The sequence below is a fragment of the Citrobacter sp. Cb023 genome (genome assembly GCF_030336805.1).
In the GTDB taxonomy this organism is placed as follows: Bacteria; Pseudomonadota; Gammaproteobacteria; order Enterobacterales; family Enterobacteriaceae; genus Citrobacter; species Citrobacter braakii.
Genome location: NZ_JAOWCV010000033.1, coordinates 135,434 through 151,585 on the forward strand (window position 1 = coordinate 135,434; position 16,152 = coordinate 151,585).

14 protein-coding genes are annotated in these 16,152 nt (G+C 54.2%); 10 read left to right on the forward strand and 4 right to left on the reverse strand.

What is annotated here, in order from left to right:
• The first annotated feature begins 610 nt into the window (after nucleotides 1–610).
• From leuL to leuD, 5 genes are all read left to right on the forward strand, one after another.
• Nucleotides 611–697, forward strand: a complete 87-nt coding sequence (gene leuL / locus OGW44_RS25640) for a leu operon leader peptide (RefSeq protein WP_049269161.1) — start codon at nucleotides 611–613, stop codon at nucleotides 695–697.
• 90 nt (nucleotides 698–787) lie between these two features.
• Nucleotides 788–2,359: a 2-isopropylmalate synthase gene (gene leuA / locus OGW44_RS09135; RefSeq protein ID WP_185654741.1), complete on the forward strand. Its 1,572-nt coding sequence runs from the start codon at nucleotides 788–790 to the stop codon at nucleotides 2,357–2,359.
• The gene (gene leuB / locus OGW44_RS09140) at nucleotides 2,359–3,450 is read left to right on the forward strand and encodes a 3-isopropylmalate dehydrogenase (protein WP_185654742.1); all 1,092 of its coding nucleotides are present in this window, start codon (nucleotides 2,359–2,361) and stop codon (nucleotides 3,448–3,450) included. Before leuA ends, leuB begins: the two co-directional genes overlap by 1 nt.
• Before the next feature lie 2 nt (nucleotides 3,451–3,452).
• Nucleotides 3,453–4,853 carry a 3-isopropylmalate dehydratase large subunit gene (gene leuC / locus OGW44_RS09145; protein WP_137352577.1) on the forward strand — a complete coding sequence of 467 codons (1,401 nt, stop codon included), beginning with the start codon at nucleotides 3,453–3,455 and terminating at the stop codon, nucleotides 4,851–4,853.
• 10 nt (nucleotides 4,854–4,863) lie between these two features.
• A complete protein-coding gene (gene leuD / locus OGW44_RS09150) occupies nucleotides 4,864–5,469 on the forward strand; it encodes a 3-isopropylmalate dehydratase small subunit (RefSeq protein ID WP_016151683.1) in 606 nt (201 codons plus the stop codon).
• A gap of 49 nt (nucleotides 5,470–5,518) precedes the next feature.
• On the opposite strand, the gene OGW44_RS09155 is transcribed toward leuD, so the two are convergent.
• Together OGW44_RS09155 and sgrT are read right to left on the reverse strand one after the other, a co-directional pair.
• Nucleotides 5,519–6,697, reverse strand: coding sequence for a sugar efflux transporter (locus OGW44_RS09155; RefSeq protein ID WP_016155683.1), 1,179 nt, complete (start codon nucleotides 6,695–6,697; stop codon nucleotides 5,519–5,521).
• Between the two features lie 115 nt (nucleotides 6,698–6,812).
• On the reverse strand, nucleotides 6,813–6,935 hold the full coding sequence (sgrT, locus tag OGW44_RS09160) for a glucose uptake inhibitor SgrT (protein ID WP_016151681.1): 123 nt from the start codon (nucleotides 6,933–6,935) through the stop codon (nucleotides 6,813–6,815).
• A 99-nt stretch (nucleotides 6,936–7,034) separates the two neighbouring features.
• On the opposite strand from sgrT, the gene sgrR reads away from it, so the two are divergent.
• The 4 genes from sgrR (at nucleotide 7,035) to thiQ (ending at nucleotide 12,320) form a co-directional block, all read left to right on the forward strand.
• Complete coding sequence (sgrR, locus tag OGW44_RS09165) at nucleotides 7,035–8,690, forward strand: HTH-type transcriptional regulator SgrR (RefSeq protein WP_016155682.1); 1,656 nt, start codon at nucleotides 7,035–7,037, stop codon at nucleotides 8,688–8,690.
• A gap of 375 nt (nucleotides 8,691–9,065) precedes the next feature.
• Nucleotides 9,066–10,049 carry a thiamine ABC transporter substrate binding subunit gene (gene thiB, locus OGW44_RS09170; RefSeq protein ID WP_016151679.1) on the forward strand — a complete coding sequence of 328 codons (984 nt, stop codon included), beginning with the start codon at nucleotides 9,066–9,068 and terminating at the stop codon, nucleotides 10,047–10,049.
• The gene (thiP, locus tag OGW44_RS09175; protein WP_065554747.1) at nucleotides 10,025–11,635 is read left to right on the forward strand and encodes a thiamine/thiamine pyrophosphate ABC transporter permease ThiP; all 1,611 of its coding nucleotides are present in this window, start codon (nucleotides 10,025–10,027) and stop codon (nucleotides 11,633–11,635) included. The genes thiB and thiP overlap by 25 nt, the downstream gene beginning before the upstream one ends.
• Nucleotides 11,619–12,320, forward strand: coding sequence for a thiamine ABC transporter ATP-binding protein ThiQ (thiQ, locus tag OGW44_RS09180; RefSeq protein WP_016151677.1), 702 nt, complete (start codon nucleotides 11,619–11,621; stop codon nucleotides 12,318–12,320). Before thiP ends, thiQ begins: the two co-directional genes overlap by 17 nt.
• A gap of 49 nt (nucleotides 12,321–12,369) precedes the next feature.
• Here thiQ and OGW44_RS09185 read toward each other — a convergent pair whose 3' ends face one another.
• A complete protein-coding gene (locus OGW44_RS09185; protein ID WP_185654743.1) occupies nucleotides 12,370–13,137 on the reverse strand; it encodes a DedA family protein in 768 nt (255 codons plus the stop codon).
• Between the two features lie 119 nt (nucleotides 13,138–13,256).
• Nucleotides 13,257–14,102 (reverse strand): arabinose operon transcriptional regulator AraC, encoded by an 846-nt coding sequence (araC, locus tag OGW44_RS09190; RefSeq protein WP_003018834.1) that lies wholly within the window; start codon nucleotides 14,100–14,102, stop codon nucleotides 13,257–13,259.
• A gap of 339 nt (nucleotides 14,103–14,441) precedes the next feature.
• Between araC and araB the strand changes: the two genes are divergently transcribed.
• Complete coding sequence (gene araB, locus OGW44_RS09195; protein WP_137352580.1) at nucleotides 14,442–16,151, forward strand: ribulokinase; 1,710 nt, start codon at nucleotides 14,442–14,444, stop codon at nucleotides 16,149–16,151.
• Nucleotide 16,152: the final 1 nt, after the last annotated feature.

Consider the following 16,152-nt stretch of genomic DNA (forward strand, 5'->3'; position numbering starts at 1 on the left):
GCAGAAATAATCTCCGTTAATATGATTTACCATGCATATAAAATAAGAAAAAGGAAAAACATTAAAATTAGGAAAACATAAAGGCACAAATCTAAATGTACAAAAGAACACCACAAGCGTAGTGCGGCAGATGTCACTGCGCGATGATTCATATGTTTAAATTTCGAAAACAATATAACCATAAGCGTGGCGAATACACAATCATACGCACAGTGAATACGTATTTAAGTTTTAATTAAACATTTCTATTATTAACACATTAAAAGTTAACATTAATTTATCAATTATTGGGTAACACATTGGTTTCATCCATTCAGAATGACTATAAAACCTGATAAATCATAAAGATATGAAATCCCAAATGAGGCGTTATCTTCAGTTCTTCGTTACCATAAATGCAAATAAATATGCTTAAATATGTCAAACCGTGAAAAACATGTTCAACGATCAGATGATTAATTTTATATACCCTGAGAAATTCAGCACAATTCGCTTAAGTTTATCATAAACTTTCCCCCCTTTACGGGAGCATTTGCAGGGAATGGGGTTGACATCAGTCTTCATATCCAGTACCACTAAAAGCATATCGCATTCGCCTGGAGCTTGATTGATGACTTACATTGCTCGTTTTATCGGTCTACTACTACTAAACGCATTCTCATTGCGCGGTAGACTGGTGGACGACATTCAGCATTAAGTCAGCTCCAGTTAAGACAAAAAACCCGCGCCGTTGCGCGGGTTTTTTTATGCTCGAAGCAAGGCGCCCTAAAGACCAAGGACCTAAACCATGAGCCAGCAAGTCATTATTTTCGATACCACCTTACGTGACGGTGAACAGGCGTTACAGGCGAGCCTGAGTGTGAAAGAAAAACTGCAGATTGCGCTGGCCCTCGAGCGTATGGGCGTTGACGTGATGGAGGTCGGTTTTCCGGTCTCTTCACCGGGTGACTTTGAGTCCGTACAAACCATCGCTCGTCAGGTGAAGAACAGCCGCGTTTGCGCCTTAGCCCGCTGCGTAGAAAAAGATATCGACGTTGCCGCAGAATCTCTGAAGGTCGCTGAGGCTTTCCGCATTCATACGTTCATCGCCACCTCGCCGATGCATATCGCGACGAAATTGCGCAGCACGTTGGATGAAGTGATCGAGCGAGCAGTCTACATGGTGAAGCGTGCGCGTAATTATACAGATGACGTGGAGTTCTCATGCGAGGATGCTGGCCGTACCCCTATTGCCGATCTGGCCCGCGTGGTCGAAGCCGCGATTAATGCGGGAGCCAAAACTATCAATATCCCCGATACCGTGGGCTACACCATGCCTTTCGAATTCGGAGCAATCATTTCTGGTCTGTATGAACGCGTACCGAATATCGATAAAGCCATCATCTCCGTGCACACCCATGATGATTTAGGTCTGGGCGTTGGCAACGCGTTGGCGGCCGTCCACGCCGGTGCTCGCCAGGTGGAAGGCGCGATGAACGGTATCGGCGAACGCGCCGGTAACTGCTCACTGGAAGAAGTGATCATGGCGATCAAAGTGCGCAAAGATATCCTGAACGTACAGACCCGCATTAATCACCAGGAAATCTGGCGTACCAGTCAGTTAGTCAGCCAAATCTGCAACATGCCCATTCCGGCCAACAAAGCCATTGTCGGTAGCGGCGCCTTTGCCCACTCCTCTGGCATCCATCAGGACGGCGTACTGAAAAATCGTGAAAACTACGAAATCATAACGCCTGAATCCATCGGTCTGAACCAGGTGCAGTTGAACCTGACTTCCCGTTCCGGACGCGCCGCGGTGAAACACCGTATGGATGAGATGGGATATAAAGAGAATGAATACAACCTGGACAACCTGTATGACGCATTCCTGAAGCTGGCGGATAAAAAAGGTCAGGTATTTGATTACGACCTGGAAGCGCTGGCCTTTATTAATAAACAGCAGGAAGAGCCGGAGCATTTCCGTCTGGATTACTTCAGCGTGCAGTCCGGCTCAAATGACATCGCCACCGCCTCCGTCAAGCTGGCCTGCGGTGAAGAAGTCAAAGCCGAAGCGGCGAACGGTAACGGTCCGGTCGATGCCATTTATCAGGCCATCAACCGTGTGACCGAGTACAACATCGAACTGGTGAAATACAGCCTGACCGCCAAAGGGCACGGTAAAGATGCGCTGGGCCAGGTGGATATCGTTGCTAATTATAACGGTCGCCGCTTCCACGGCGTCGGTCTGGCAACAGATATCGTCGAATCGTCCGCGAAAGCGATGGTTCATGTGCTGAACAACATTTGGCGCGCCGAAGAAGTCGAAAAAGAATTGCAACGCAAAGCTCAGAACAACGAGAACAACAAGGAAACCGTGTGATGTCGAAGAATTATCATATTGCTGTTTTGCCGGGCGACGGTATTGGTCCGGAAGTGATGGCGCAAGCCCTGAAGGTACTGGACGCAATCCGCAACCGTTTTAACATGCGCATTACCACCAGCCACTACGACGTGGGGGGGGCAGCTATCGATAACCATGGTCAGCCGCTGCCGCCAGCGACGGTTGAAGGATGTGAGCAAGCTGACGCCATTCTGTTTGGCTCCGTTGGCGGTCCGAAATGGGAAAATCTGCCGCCAAACCAGCAGCCTGAACGCGGCGCGCTGCTGCCGTTGCGTAAACACTTCAAATTATTCAGCAACCTGCGCCCGGCTAAGCTGTACCAGGGGCTGGAAGCATTTTGCCCTCTGCGCGCAGATATTGCCGCGAACGGTTTCGACATCCTGTGCGTGCGCGAACTGACCGGCGGTATCTACTTCGGTCAGCCAAAAGGCCGCGAAGGCAGCGGACAACATGAAAAAGCCTTTGATACCGAGGTTTATCACCGTTTCGAGATCGAGCGTATCGCACGTATCGCGTTTGAATCTGCTCGCCAGCGTCGCCGCAAAGTCACGTCGATTGATAAAGCCAACGTACTGCAAACGTCTATTCTGTGGCGCCAAATCGTCAATGAAATTGCTAATGAATATCCGGATGTTGAGCTGGCGCATATGTACATCGACAACGCGACGATGCAGTTGATCAAAGATCCATCCCAGTTCGACGTGCTGCTGTGCTCCAACTTGTTTGGCGACATTCTGTCTGACGAATGCGCCATGATCACCGGATCAATGGGGATGTTACCGTCCGCCAGCCTGAATGAGCAGGGCGTTGGTCTGTACGAGCCCGCTGGCGGATCCGCTCCGGATATCGCCGGGAAAAACATTGCTAACCCTATCGCCCAAATCCTTTCGCTGGCGCTGCTGCTGCGCTACAGCCTGGACGCCAATGATGCGGCAACCGCAATTGAGAGCGCCATCAACCGCGCATTAGAAGAAGGCATTCGCACCGGTGACTTAGCCCGTGGCGCTGCCGCAGTCGGTACCGATGAAATGGGTGACATTATTGCCCGTTACGTCGCAGAAGGGGTGTAATCATGGCCAAAACGTTATACGAAAAATTGTTCGATGCGCACGTCGTCTACGAAGCGCAAAACGAAACCCCGCTGTTGTATATCGACAGACATCTGGTGCATGAAGTGACCTCTCCGCAGGCGTTTGATGGCCTGCGTGCGCATGGCCGTCAAGTGCGCCAGCCGGGTAAAACCTTTGCCACCATGGACCATAACGTCTCCACGCAAACCAAAGACATTAACGCTTCCGGCGAAATGGCGCGCATTCAGATGCAGGAATTGATCAAAAACTGCAATGAGTTTGGCGTCGAACTGTACGACCTGAACCACCCGTACCAGGGGATCGTTCACGTGATGGGGCCTGAGCAAGGCGTAACGTTGCCGGGTATGACTATCGTTTGCGGCGACTCCCACACCGCCACACACGGCGCGTTTGGCGCGCTGGCCTTTGGTATTGGCACCTCTGAAGTTGAACACGTTCTGGCGACGCAGACCCTGAAACAGGGGCGTGCCAAAACCATGAAGATTGAAGTTAACGGCACGGCAGCACCTGGCATTACCGCCAAAGATATCGTGCTGGCGATTATCGGTAAAACCGGTAGTGCAGGCGGTACCGGGCACGTCGTTGAATTTTGTGGCGAAGCCATCCGTGCGCTGAGCATGGAAGGCCGTATGACCCTGTGCAACATGGCCATTGAAATGGGCGCCAAAGCGGGTCTGGTCGCACCGGATGAAACCACCTTTAGCTATGTGCAGGGGCGTTTACACGCACCGAAGGGTGAGGATTTTACCAACGCGGTTGCGTACTGGAAAACGCTGAAAACCGACGACAACGCGACGTTTGATACCGTCGTTACCCTGCAGGCAGAAGAGATCGCACCGCAGGTCACTTGGGGTACGAACCCGGGTCAGGTCATCTCGGTGAACGATAATATTCCCGACCCGGCGTCATTTTCCGATCCCGTTGAGCGCGCATCGGCTGAAAAAGCGCTGGCATATATGGGGCTGAAACCGGGCATTCCGTTAACAGAAGTGGCCATCGATAAAGTGTTTATCGGTTCCTGTACCAACTCGCGTATTGAAGATTTACGCGCTGCGGCCCAAATCGCCAAAGGGCGCAAAGTTGCGCCTGGCGTACAGGCGCTGGTTGTGCCGGGTTCTGGTCCGGTGAAAGCGCAGGCTGAAGCGGAAGGTCTGGACAAGATCTTCATCGAAGCCGGGTTTGAATGGCGTTTACCGGGCTGTTCCATGTGTCTGGCCATGAACAATGACCGCCTGAACCCAGGCGAGCGCTGTGCATCCACCAGCAACCGTAACTTTGAAGGCCGCCAGGGCCGCGGTGGTCGCACGCATTTAGTCAGCCCGGCCATGGCCGCCGCTGCCGCCGTTACCGGTCATTTTGCCGACATTCGCAGCATCAAATAAGGAAACTACCATGGCAGAGAAATTTACCCAACATACCGGCCTGGTTGTCCCACTGGATGCCGCCAACGTGGATACCGACGCGATTATTCCCAAACAGTTTTTGCAGAAGGTTACGCGCACCGGTTTTGGCGCTCATCTGTTTAACGACTGGCGTTTTCTGGATGAAAAAGGGCAACAGCCTAACCCAGAGTTCGTACTGAACTTCCCGGAATATAAAGGCGCGTCAATTCTGCTGGCGCGGGAAAACTTTGGCTGCGGCTCTTCCCGTGAACATGCGCCATGGGCGCTGACCGATTACGGCTTTAAAGTAGTGATCGCGCCAAGCTTCGCTGACATCTTCTACGGCAACAGCTTCAATAACCAACTGCTGCCGGTGACCTTGAGCGACGCGCAGGTAGATGAAATGTTCGCCCTGGTGAAAGCCAATCCGGGCATTAAATTTGAAGTGGATCTGGAAGCGCAGGTGGTGAAAGCGGGCGATAAGTCCTACAGCTTTAAAATCGACGACTTCCGCCGCCACTGCATGCTGAACGGTCTGGACAGCATCGGGCTGACGCTGCAGCATGAAGCGGCCATCACCGAGTACGAAGACAAGCAGCCAGCGTTTATGCGCTAGTCCTTGTGGTGCCGGATAAGGCGTAAGCTGCCATCCGGCACTCCAAAAATCAAACGTCCTTTACCCGCCCGGTCATCACCAGCGTGACCACAGAAATCGCCGCAATCACCCAATAGACGGCAAAGTGACCGTAGCTTTGCGCAACAGCCCCCTGAATCACTCCCGCGAGAATGACCCCCGTTGAAATACTGTTGGTAAATAATGTGGTCGCTGACCCCGCACGCCCTGGCATAAGATCCTGAAACCACAGCATTCCTATCCCGGCGATGATACCGATAAATACTGCATTAAATAGTTGCAGCACCAGCAGCGCCGTGCGGCTGTGAAAGAAGATCAAACCAAGATAAAACAGTACGCCCGCCGCGACGGCCGCGATCATCATTCGCCGTTTACCAAAGCGCTTCACATAGTAGCCCGCCAGGATCATCGCCGGAATTTCCAGCCCAGCCGCCGTCCCCATCAGGATACCGGCCAGCTTGTCCGGTAACCCCAGCTCAAGGCTTATCCACAGCGGCATATCGATGATGTACATGGTATTGCAGGTCCACATCAGCGTGGAGGCAATAAACAACATGCGCACATTTTTGTCCTGCCAACCGCCGGTCTGTTCCAGCGGTACGTCAACAGGTTGCTCCACCCGCGTGACTGACGGCAGTATCAGCGCAATCAGCACCAGGCTAATGGCGAAAATCCCTGCGGCAATGGAAAACATCGCCGTAAAGCCGTAATTCAGCGCCAGCATGAAGGCCAGCGGCGGTCCAATTACCCAGGCCAGCGAAAGCTGCGCACGCATCACCGAGCTAAACATCACCACTTCACGCGCGGAGTTATCAGCGTATTCCCGCGCCAGCGCAAACAGCTGCGGCATGGCGGTATTCGCCAGCGAGGCCAGCAGCACACCGCAGGTGATAAGCGTGAGATAGTGGCGATTAAACGCAAACAGCAGCGCGTTTCCGATTGCCATCAGGCAGCAGAACATGATCAGCTTGCGCCTGTCGCCCTGGCTGTCGGATCGTTTCGCGAGGGCAAGGCTGACAACGATCCCGACAATCGCATTGACGGTATAAAACAGCCCGACCCAAAACGGCTGCGCCCCGACTTCACGGCTCAGGAACAAGCTCAGCGTGGGTGCCTGCAACGCCCCTGCTACGCCCATCATAAAAGCGACCAGCATAAATGCCGCGTAAACGCCGTTGAGGCGCCGTCCCATGGTCATAATCCAGAGCATTACAGTTCCTTTTAGCGCAGCAGAAACAAAAAAAGCCAGCAGTGATTATCTGCTGGCGCGGCGATTAACACCAATACTCAGTCACACATGATGTCTGCAATTCCCAATTCAGGAGTCAGGCTGTCACCTCCCACTGCATCAGTTCTTCGAGCATCTTTAAGCGCTGCGGTGCGCTCAGGCAAGCCAACCAGGACGATTTTTCTGTCGCGGTAAAGTATTTCAACCAGAACTGACGCATAGATGACCCCTTCGTTGTCTCATCGCTTCATCGGAATCTATTATTGGCTTAATATAGGGATAATAAAATTGCTGAGTTTTTCGCAGGAGTTCCCCTTTTATGTCTTCTGGTCGTCTGCAACAACAGTTCATCCGTCTGTGGCAATGCTGTGACGGCAAAACGCAAGACACGACGCTGAACGAGCTAGCGGAGCTGCTGAGTTGTTCGCGCCGCCATATGCGTACCCTGCTCAATACCATGCAAGAACGCGGCTGGTTAACGTGGGAAGCCGAAGTAGGGCGAGGTAAACGCTCGCGCCTGACTTTCCTCTATACCGGGCTGGCACTCCAGCAGCAGCGGGCAGAAGACCTGCTGGAACAGGATCGCATCGATCAACTGGTGCAGTTGGTCGGTGACAAAACGGCCGTACGACAGATGCTGGTTTCTCACCTGGGGCGCAGTTTTCGCCAGGGGCGGCACATCATGCGCGTTCTCTATTATCGTCCCATGCACAACCTGCTTCCCGGTACGGCGCTACGCCGTTCAGAAACTCATATCGCCCGGCAAATTTTCAGCGCCTTAATTCGGGTAAATGAGGAAAATGGGGAACTTGAAGCGGACATCGCCCATCACTGGCAGCAGATTTCACCTTTACACTGGCGATTCTTCCTGCGTCCGGGGATTCATTTTCATCATGGCCGCGAACTGGAAATGGAAGATGTCATCACCTCGCTGATGCGCATTAACGCCCTGCCGCTGTACTCGCACATCACGCAGATCGTTTCTCCCACGGCCTGGACGCTGGATATCCATCTCGCCCAACCCGACCGCTGGCTTCCCTGGCTATTGGGGCAAGTCCCCGCCATGATCCTGCCGCGAGAATGGGAGACGCTCAGCAACTTCTCCAGCCACCCAATTGGCACTGGTCCCTATGCGGTGATGCGCAATACCAATAACCAACTGAAAATTCATGCATTTGATGATTACTTTGGCTACCGGGCGCTGATCGACGAAGTTAACGTTTGGGTTTTACCCGATATCGGTGAAGAGCCTGGCGGTGGGTTGACGCTAAAAGGCCCCACGGAGGATGAAAAGGCGATCGAAAGCCGCCTCGAGGAAGGATGCTACTACCTGCTGTTTGATGCGCGCACCCACCGTGGCGCTAATCAGGAGGTTCGCGATTGGGTTAGCCGCGTTCTTTCGCCAACCCATCTCATCTGCCACGCCGACGAACAGTTCCAGCGACTGTGGTTTCCCGCCTACGGTTTGCTCCCCCGCTGGCACCATGCCAAACCCGGCCATGGTGAAAAACCCGCCGGACTGGAAACGCTGACGATCACCTACTATCGCGATCACATCGAACATCGGATTATCGCGCAGATCATGAAGACGTTGCTGGCAGAGCATCAGGTACAGTTAAATATTCAGGAGATCGACTACGATCAATGGCATGCGGGTGAAATCGTCAGCGATATCTGGCTCAACAGCGCCAACTTTACCCTACCGCTGGATTTCTCGCTGTTCGCCCATTTGTGCGAAGTCCCGTTGCTGCAAAACTGTATCTCGCGGGACTGGGAAAACGATGCGGCCCGCTGGCGAACGGGCGAAATGAGCCTGGCGGCATGGTGCCAACAGCTGCTCGCCACAAAGGCCATTGTGCCGCTGATCCACCACTGGCTCATCATTCAAGGACAGCGCAGTATGCGCGGGTTACGCATGAATACCCTCGGCTGGTTTGATTTTAAATCAGCGTGGTTTGCACCACCGGATCCTTAGATCCGGCTCTTGATTGCCGCATAGCAACAAAATCATTACACTAACGCCGTTCTCAACGGGGTGCTAAATAAAAACATACACAAAATCATTCACGCTGCATCAAGGCGGCAAGCGAGTGAGTACCCAGGAGCATAGATAACTATGTGACTGGGGTGAGCGACAAATCTGCCGGGAGCAGATTTGAACGCTGCTTGCAGCGGCCCCGAAGGGGCGAGGCCCGGAGATGGGCCGAGTAACGCAGCCAACACAGAGGCAGCGTGAATGATGAAGTGTATGGGCTGAGAGATACCCGTCGAACCTGATCCGGATAATGCCGGCGAAGGGATTTGAGGCTGCAACTCAAGTCCTTTGCCACCCAACTTTATGAGGTGCAAAGTGTTTAAAAAATGTCTTCCGCTTTTACTGCTGTGCGCAGCGCCTGCTTTCGCCAAACCTGTACTGACAGTATATACCTACGACTCGTTCGCAGCTGACTGGGGCCCGGGCCCGACAATAAAAAAAGCCTTTGAAGCTGACTGCAACTGTGAACTGAAACTGGTCGCGCTGGAAGATGGTGTCTCGCTGCTTAACCGACTGCGCATGGAAGGAAAAAACAGTAAAGCTGACGTCGTACTGGGCCTCGATAACAACCTTCTGGAAGCCGCCACCCAAACCAAACTGTTTGCCAAAAGCGGTGTAGCAAGTGAAGCCGTAAACGTGCCCGGCGGCTGGAAAAACGATACCTTCGTTCCGTTTGATTACGGCTATTTCGCCTTCGTTTATGATAAGAACAAGCTGAAGAATCCGCCCAAAAGCCTGAAAGAACTGGTAGAGAGCGATCAAAAATGGCGCGTCATTTATCAGGACCCGCGTACCAGCACGCCGGGGCTGGGCCTGCTGCTATGGATGCAAAAAGTCTATGGCGATAAGGCGCCGGAGGCCTGGCGCGCGCTTTCGGCAAAAACCGTCACGGTCACCAAGGGCTGGAGTGAAGCCTACGGCCTGTTCCTGAAAGGCGAAAGCGACCTGGTACTCAGCTACACCACCTCTCCGGCCTATCACATCATCGCCGAGAAAAAAGACAACTACGCCGCAGCCAACTTTAGCGAAGGCCACTATTTGCAAGTGGAAGTCGCCGCCCGTACTGCGGCCAGCAAACAGCCGGAACTGGCCGAGAAATTCCTCAAGTTTATGGTGTCTCCAGCCTTCCAGAATGCGATTCCGACCGGCAACTGGATGTATCCGGTAACCCAGGTCGCCCTACCGTCTGGATTCGAGCAACTGAATAAGCCAGCCACCGCGCTGGAATTTACGCCGCAGCAGGTTGCGGCTCAACGCCAGGCATGGATTAGCGAATGGCAACGCGCCGTCAGCCGTTAATTCCCGGCTGGCTGGTTCCAGGGCTTACCGCCGCCACGCTGATGGTGGCCGTTGCCCTGGCCGCGTTTCTGGCGCTGTGGTTTAACGCCCCACGGGGGGAGTGGCTCTCACTGTGGCAAGACGACTACCTGTGGCACGTGGTGCGCTTTTCTTTCTGGCAGGCTTTTTTATCCGCAGTGCTGTCGGTCATCCCGGCGATTTTCCTTGCCAGAGCGCTCTATCGCCGCCGTTTTCCAGGACGACTGGCGCTGCTGCGCCTGTGTGCGATGACGTTAATCCTGCCAGTGCTGGTCGCGGTCTTCGGTATTCTTAGCGTGTACGGTCGTCAGGGCTGGCTGGCCTCGATCTGGCATACATTCGGGCTGGAATGGACGTTTTCGCCGTACGGTCTGCAGGGCATTCTGCTGGCGCACGTCTTTTTCAATCTGCCGATGGCCAGTCGTCTGCTGTTGCAGTCGCTGGAGAATATTCCCGGCGAACAGCGACAGTTAGCCGCTCAGTTAGGTCTGCGCGGCTGGCATTTCTTCCGCTTTGTGGAATGGCCGTGGCTGCGTCGGCAAATCCTTCCCGTCGCGGCACTCATCTTTATGCTCTGTTTCGCCAGCTTCGCCACCGTTTTGTCGCTGGGCGGTGGACCGCAGGCCACTACCATCGAGCTGGCAATTTATCAGGCGCTGAACTTCGATTACGATCCCGCCCGCGCCGCCATGTTGGCGTTGATCCAGATGGTTTGTTGTTTAGCGCTGGTGCTCTTCAGCCAACGTCTGAGCCGCGCCATCGCCCCCGGTACCACGTTGGTTCAGGGCTGGCGCGATCCCGACGATCGTCTGCACAGCCGCCTGGCAGACGCACTGCTGATTATTCTGGCCCTGCTGCTACTGCTGCCGCCGCTGCTGGCGGTAATTGTCGATGGTATTAACCGCCATATGCTGGATGTTCTTAAGCAACCTGTACTGTGGCACGCACTGGGAACCTCGCTGCGCATTGCGCTGGCGGCAGGTGCGTTGTGCGTAGTTCTCACCATGATGCTGTTATGGAGCAGTCGTGAACTGCGTGCCCGACAGCAGGTGCTGGCGGGTCAGATGCTGGAACTTAGCGGCATGATGATCCTCGCCATGCCGGGCATCGTGCTGGCAACCGGCTTCTTTCTGCTGCTCAATAACACCATTGGACTCCCCGAATCAGCCGACGGCATTGTCATTTTTACCAATGCGCTGATGGCGATCCCTTACGCGCTGAAGGTGCTGGAAAACCCAATGCGGGACGTCACCACCCGCTACAGTATGTTGTGCCAGTCGTTGGGAATTGAGGGATGGTCGCGCCTGAAAGTGGTTGAACTGCGCGCCCTGAAGCGCCCGCTGGCGCAGGCGATGGCTTTTGCCTGCGTGCTGTCGATTGGCGATTTTGGCGTGGTTGCGCTATTTGGTAATGAGGATTTCCGCACCCTGCCGTTTTATTTATATCAGCAGATTGGCTCTTATCGCAGTCAGGATGGCGCAGTTACGGCGTTATTGCTGCTGATCCTGTGCTTTACGCTGTTTACTGTTATTGAGAAATTGCCGGGTCGAAATGTTAAAACTGATTGATATCACATGGCTTTATCACCATTTGCCGATGCGCTTTACGCTGTCGATCGCACGCGGTGAGCAGGTTGCGATCCTCGGGCCCAGCGGCGCCGGGAAAAGTACGCTGCTGAATCTGATCGCCGGCTTTCTCACGCCAGCCAGCGGTACCATGTTGATTGAAGGTGAAGATCACACCGCCACGCCTCCCTCACGTCGCCCCGTTTCGATGCTGTTTCAGGAAAATAACCTGTTCAGCCACCTGAGCGTGCAACAAAACATCGGCCTGGGCCTTAACCCGGGATTGAAGCTGAACGCATCGCAGCGGGAGAAAATGCATCACATCGCCCAGCAAATGGGGATCGACTCACTGCTGGAGCGCCTCCCCGGTGAGCTTTCCGGCGGTCAGCGACAGCGCGTAGCGCTGGCGCGTTGCCTGGTGCGGGAACAACCCATTTTGCTGCTTGATGAACCGTTCTCTGCGCTCGATCCCGCCCTGCGCCAGGAGATGTTAACGCTGGTTGCCGAGGTCTGTCGCGATAAACAGCTTACGTTGCTGATGGTGTCCCACAGCGTAGAAGATGCGGCGCGAATTGCGTCCCGTTCGATTGTGGTCGCCGACGGGCGCATCGCCTGGCAGGGCAAAACGGATGAGTTATTAAGCGGTCAGGCCAGCGCCTCGACGCTCTTGGGCATCAAAGCCGAGTGATTGATTTCCCAGGCCGGATAAGCGTCAGCGCCATCCGGCAAAAGAATCGTCAAAAACCCACGACTTTACGCAGAATATCAATATACACCGGCATCAGCGGATGGCGCAGTAACGCCACCAGCGCAACCACGCCGATCCCAAGCGTCAACGGCGCCAGATACAGTAAACGGCTGCGGGGGAAATACGCGGCTAAGCGATCGACTGCCGCTTTGCCGCTACGCCACAGTCGCCAGCAAAACCAGCCCCCTACCCATAGCAACAGCGCCGTCGCCAGCAGCAACCATTTGAAATCCCCGCTCTGCATCTCAGAAGGAATATCAATTGCCGCCCCCGCCAGGATCCCCGGCAGGAAGTAGAACGGCGGCCACAGTATGCAACCAATAATATTCGGGACGATAAATTTAGCGACAGGCAGATCCAGCATGCCCGCCACCATTGGCACCAGCGGACGCGTCGGTCCCACAAAACGCCCCACCAGAATGGTAAACATGCTGTGCTGATGCAGCGCGTGCTCGGTTTTATCCAGCAACGCCTTGTTCTTTTTCATGAACGACCAACGGTGCAGCGGCTTTTTAAAGCGCCAGCCCAACCAGAAAGAGATCCAGTCCCCCAACAGGCAACCAATGATGCCCGCAAGCCAGGCATGCCAGAAGTTCAGTTCGCCACTGCCAATCAGCGCCCCCAGCCCCGCCATCATCACGGTACCGGGCAGAATCAGACCAACCAGCGCCAGCGACTCCAGAAAGGCCACCAGCAGTACGGCGATCAGGGAGTACAGGGCGGACTGAAGAATAAAGTGTTCCAGCAATGCTTGCATAATGTGTCCGTCAGATTTACGAAGCAGGGATTTTGATAACCCGTCTCAACTTCGTCAAGCCATCAATTGTCTGAATAGATTGCGAGTTATGACAACTTTCAGGACACATCATTCACTTTTTATTCACATCCGGCGCGAAACTCGCTCGGACTGGCGCCGGTACATTTTTTGAAAACGCGAGAAAAATAGAGCTGATCGTCAAAGCCAACATTGCGCCCCACCGTAGCAATGGGCATACGAGTGGTACTCAGCAATAGCTTGGCCTGGCTGATACGCTGATCCTCGCGCCAGCTTAATACGCTGATACCCAACTGCTGACGGAACAGATGCGACAAACGGGAAGGCGACAGGCAGACGTGCTGTGCGACGCTGGCAATATCAAAATTACTGTCCGCCAGGTGATCGCTGATGTACTGGCAGGCGTCGCGCACGCGGTTGTCCATGGGGGGATGTAGCGATTCATTAATGGCTTCCATACGTCGGAGCAATAACTGTTCCAGTAAATTAATCGCCAGCAGTTCGGAATAGCGACCTTCTCCCTGCCCGGCGTTGATTATCTGCCCAAACAGTTCGTTAAAATGCGGCTGATGTGCTTCATCCGGACGAAAGAATCCAGTCTGGGCAAAAATGGCCGGCCAGGTCAGCCACTCCTGCCAGTAGGCGCGTGGGCGAAAGTAAACCCACTGGTGATACCACTCGCTGGCATCAGGATGGCGTCCGTAGTGGTGAATTTCTCCGGGTGGAAACAGCAAAATATCGCCAGGCCGACAGACAAATTGTTTGCCCTGATTATTGATAACCCCTTCGCCACGGATAGTGAGATTGAGGATATAGCCCTTCATACCCAGCGGCCTGTCGATAAAAAAATCCAGGTATCCGTTCGCCTCGATGGGGGTTAATCCGGCCACCAAATGCGCGTTAAACGAATAGCCTGGCAGCAGGGGATCGTTTTGCGTTTCAGCCATAATTTCAATACTCCCTATGTTCTGCTAAGAAACAATTTGTCCATATTACGCCAGACATCATTGCCGTCGCCCCTGCGGGCCGCTGTGTTTGCGGTAATGGACCATCAACCCCGCTTGTGAAAAGCACTTTGTAAAAAATATGTACTGCGCCAACGTTAAAATCGGCTAACAAAAGTGTCTATAACTACGGCAGAAATGTCCACATTGATTATTTGCACGGCGTCACACTTTGTGATGCCACAGCATTTTAGTCCATAAGATTAGCGAATCCTGCCTGACGGTTTTTATCCCTACTAACTACTGTTTATCCATACCCGTATTTTTGGATGGAGTAAGACGATGGCGATTGCAATTGGCCTCGATTTTGGCAGTGATTCAGTACGCGCTTTGGCAGTGGAATGTGCCACCGGAGAAGAAATCGCCACCAGCGTAGAGTGGTACCCACGTTGGCAGGAAGGACAGTATTGCGATGGCCCAAACAACCAGTTTCGCCATCATCCACGCGACTACATTGAATCAATGGAAGCGGCGCTGAAAACCGTGCTGGCCGAACTGAGCGTTAAACAGCGTGCGGAAGTGATCGGGATTGGCGTTGACAGCACCGGTTCAACCCCGGCCCCCATCGATGCCGACGGCAACGTACTGGCGTTGCGTCCGGAGTTCGCTGAAAACCCAAATGCAATGTTTGTCCTGTGGAAAGATCACACTTCAGTAGAAGAAGCTGAAGAAATTACCCGTCTGTGCCACACACCGGGCAAGATCGATTACTCCCGCTATATCGGCGGTATATATTCCAGCGAATGGTTCTGGGCCAAAATCCTGCATGTGACCCGTCAGGACCACGCGGTTGCCGAGGCCGCGGTTTCGTGGATTGAACTGTGCGACTGGGTTCCGGCCCTGCTCTCTAATACCGTACGTCCACAGGATATTCGTCGCGGTCGCTGCAGCGCCGGGCATAAATCACTGTGGCATGAAAGCTGGGGTGGTCTACCGCCAGCCAGTTTCTTTGACGAACTCGACCCCATCCTCAACCGCCATCTGCAATACCCGATGTTTACCGATACCTTCACAGCCGACCTGCCGGTTGGCACCCTGTGCGCCGAGTGGGCGCAGCGTCTGGGACTACCGGAAAGCGTGGTGATTGCAGGCGGCGCTTTTGACTGCCATATGGGCGCGGTCGGCGCGGGCGCACAGCCCAATACGCTGGTGAAAGTCATTGGCACGTCGACCTGCGACATTCTGATTGCTGACAAACACAGCGTCGGCGAGCGCGCGGTGAAAGGCATTTGCGGCCAGGTTGATGGCAGCGTGGTGCCGCATTTTATTGGCCTCGAGGCAGGCCAGTCCGCGTTCGGCGATATCTATGCCTGGTTTAGCCGTGTGCTGAGCTGGCCGCTGGAGCAGCTTGCCGTGCAGCACCCGGAGCTGAAGACCCAGATTAAAGCCAGCCAAAAACAGCTGCTACCAGCGCTAACCGAAGCCTGGGCGAGAAATCCGTCGCTGGATCACCTGCCGGTGGTGCTCGACTGGTTCAACGGTCGCCGTACGCCCAATGCCAACCAGCGTCTGAAAGGAGTGATTACCGATCTGAATCTGGCAACCGACGCGCCAGCGCTGTTCGGCGGTCTGATTGCCGCCACCGCCTTTGGTGCACGCGCCATCATGGAATGCTTCACCGAACAAGGCATTGCGGTTAACAACGTAATGGCGCTAGGCGGCATCGCCCGTAAAAATCCGGTCATCATGCAGGCCTGCTGTGACGTGCTCAACCGTCCGCTACAGATTGTCGCTTCAGACCAGTGCTGCGCACTCGGTGCGGCTATCTTTGCCGCCGTTGCCGCGAAAGTACACACCGATATCCCAGCCGCTCAGCAACAGATGGCAAGCGCCGTGGAAAACACGCTGCAACCTCGACCAGAGCAGGCTCAACGTTTTGAACAGCTTTACCGCCGCTACCAGCAGTGGGTGGTTAGCGCTGAACAACAATACCTTCCGACTGCCGCTCCGGCGCAACAAACCCCGGTAGACCAGGCAACCCTGACACATTAAG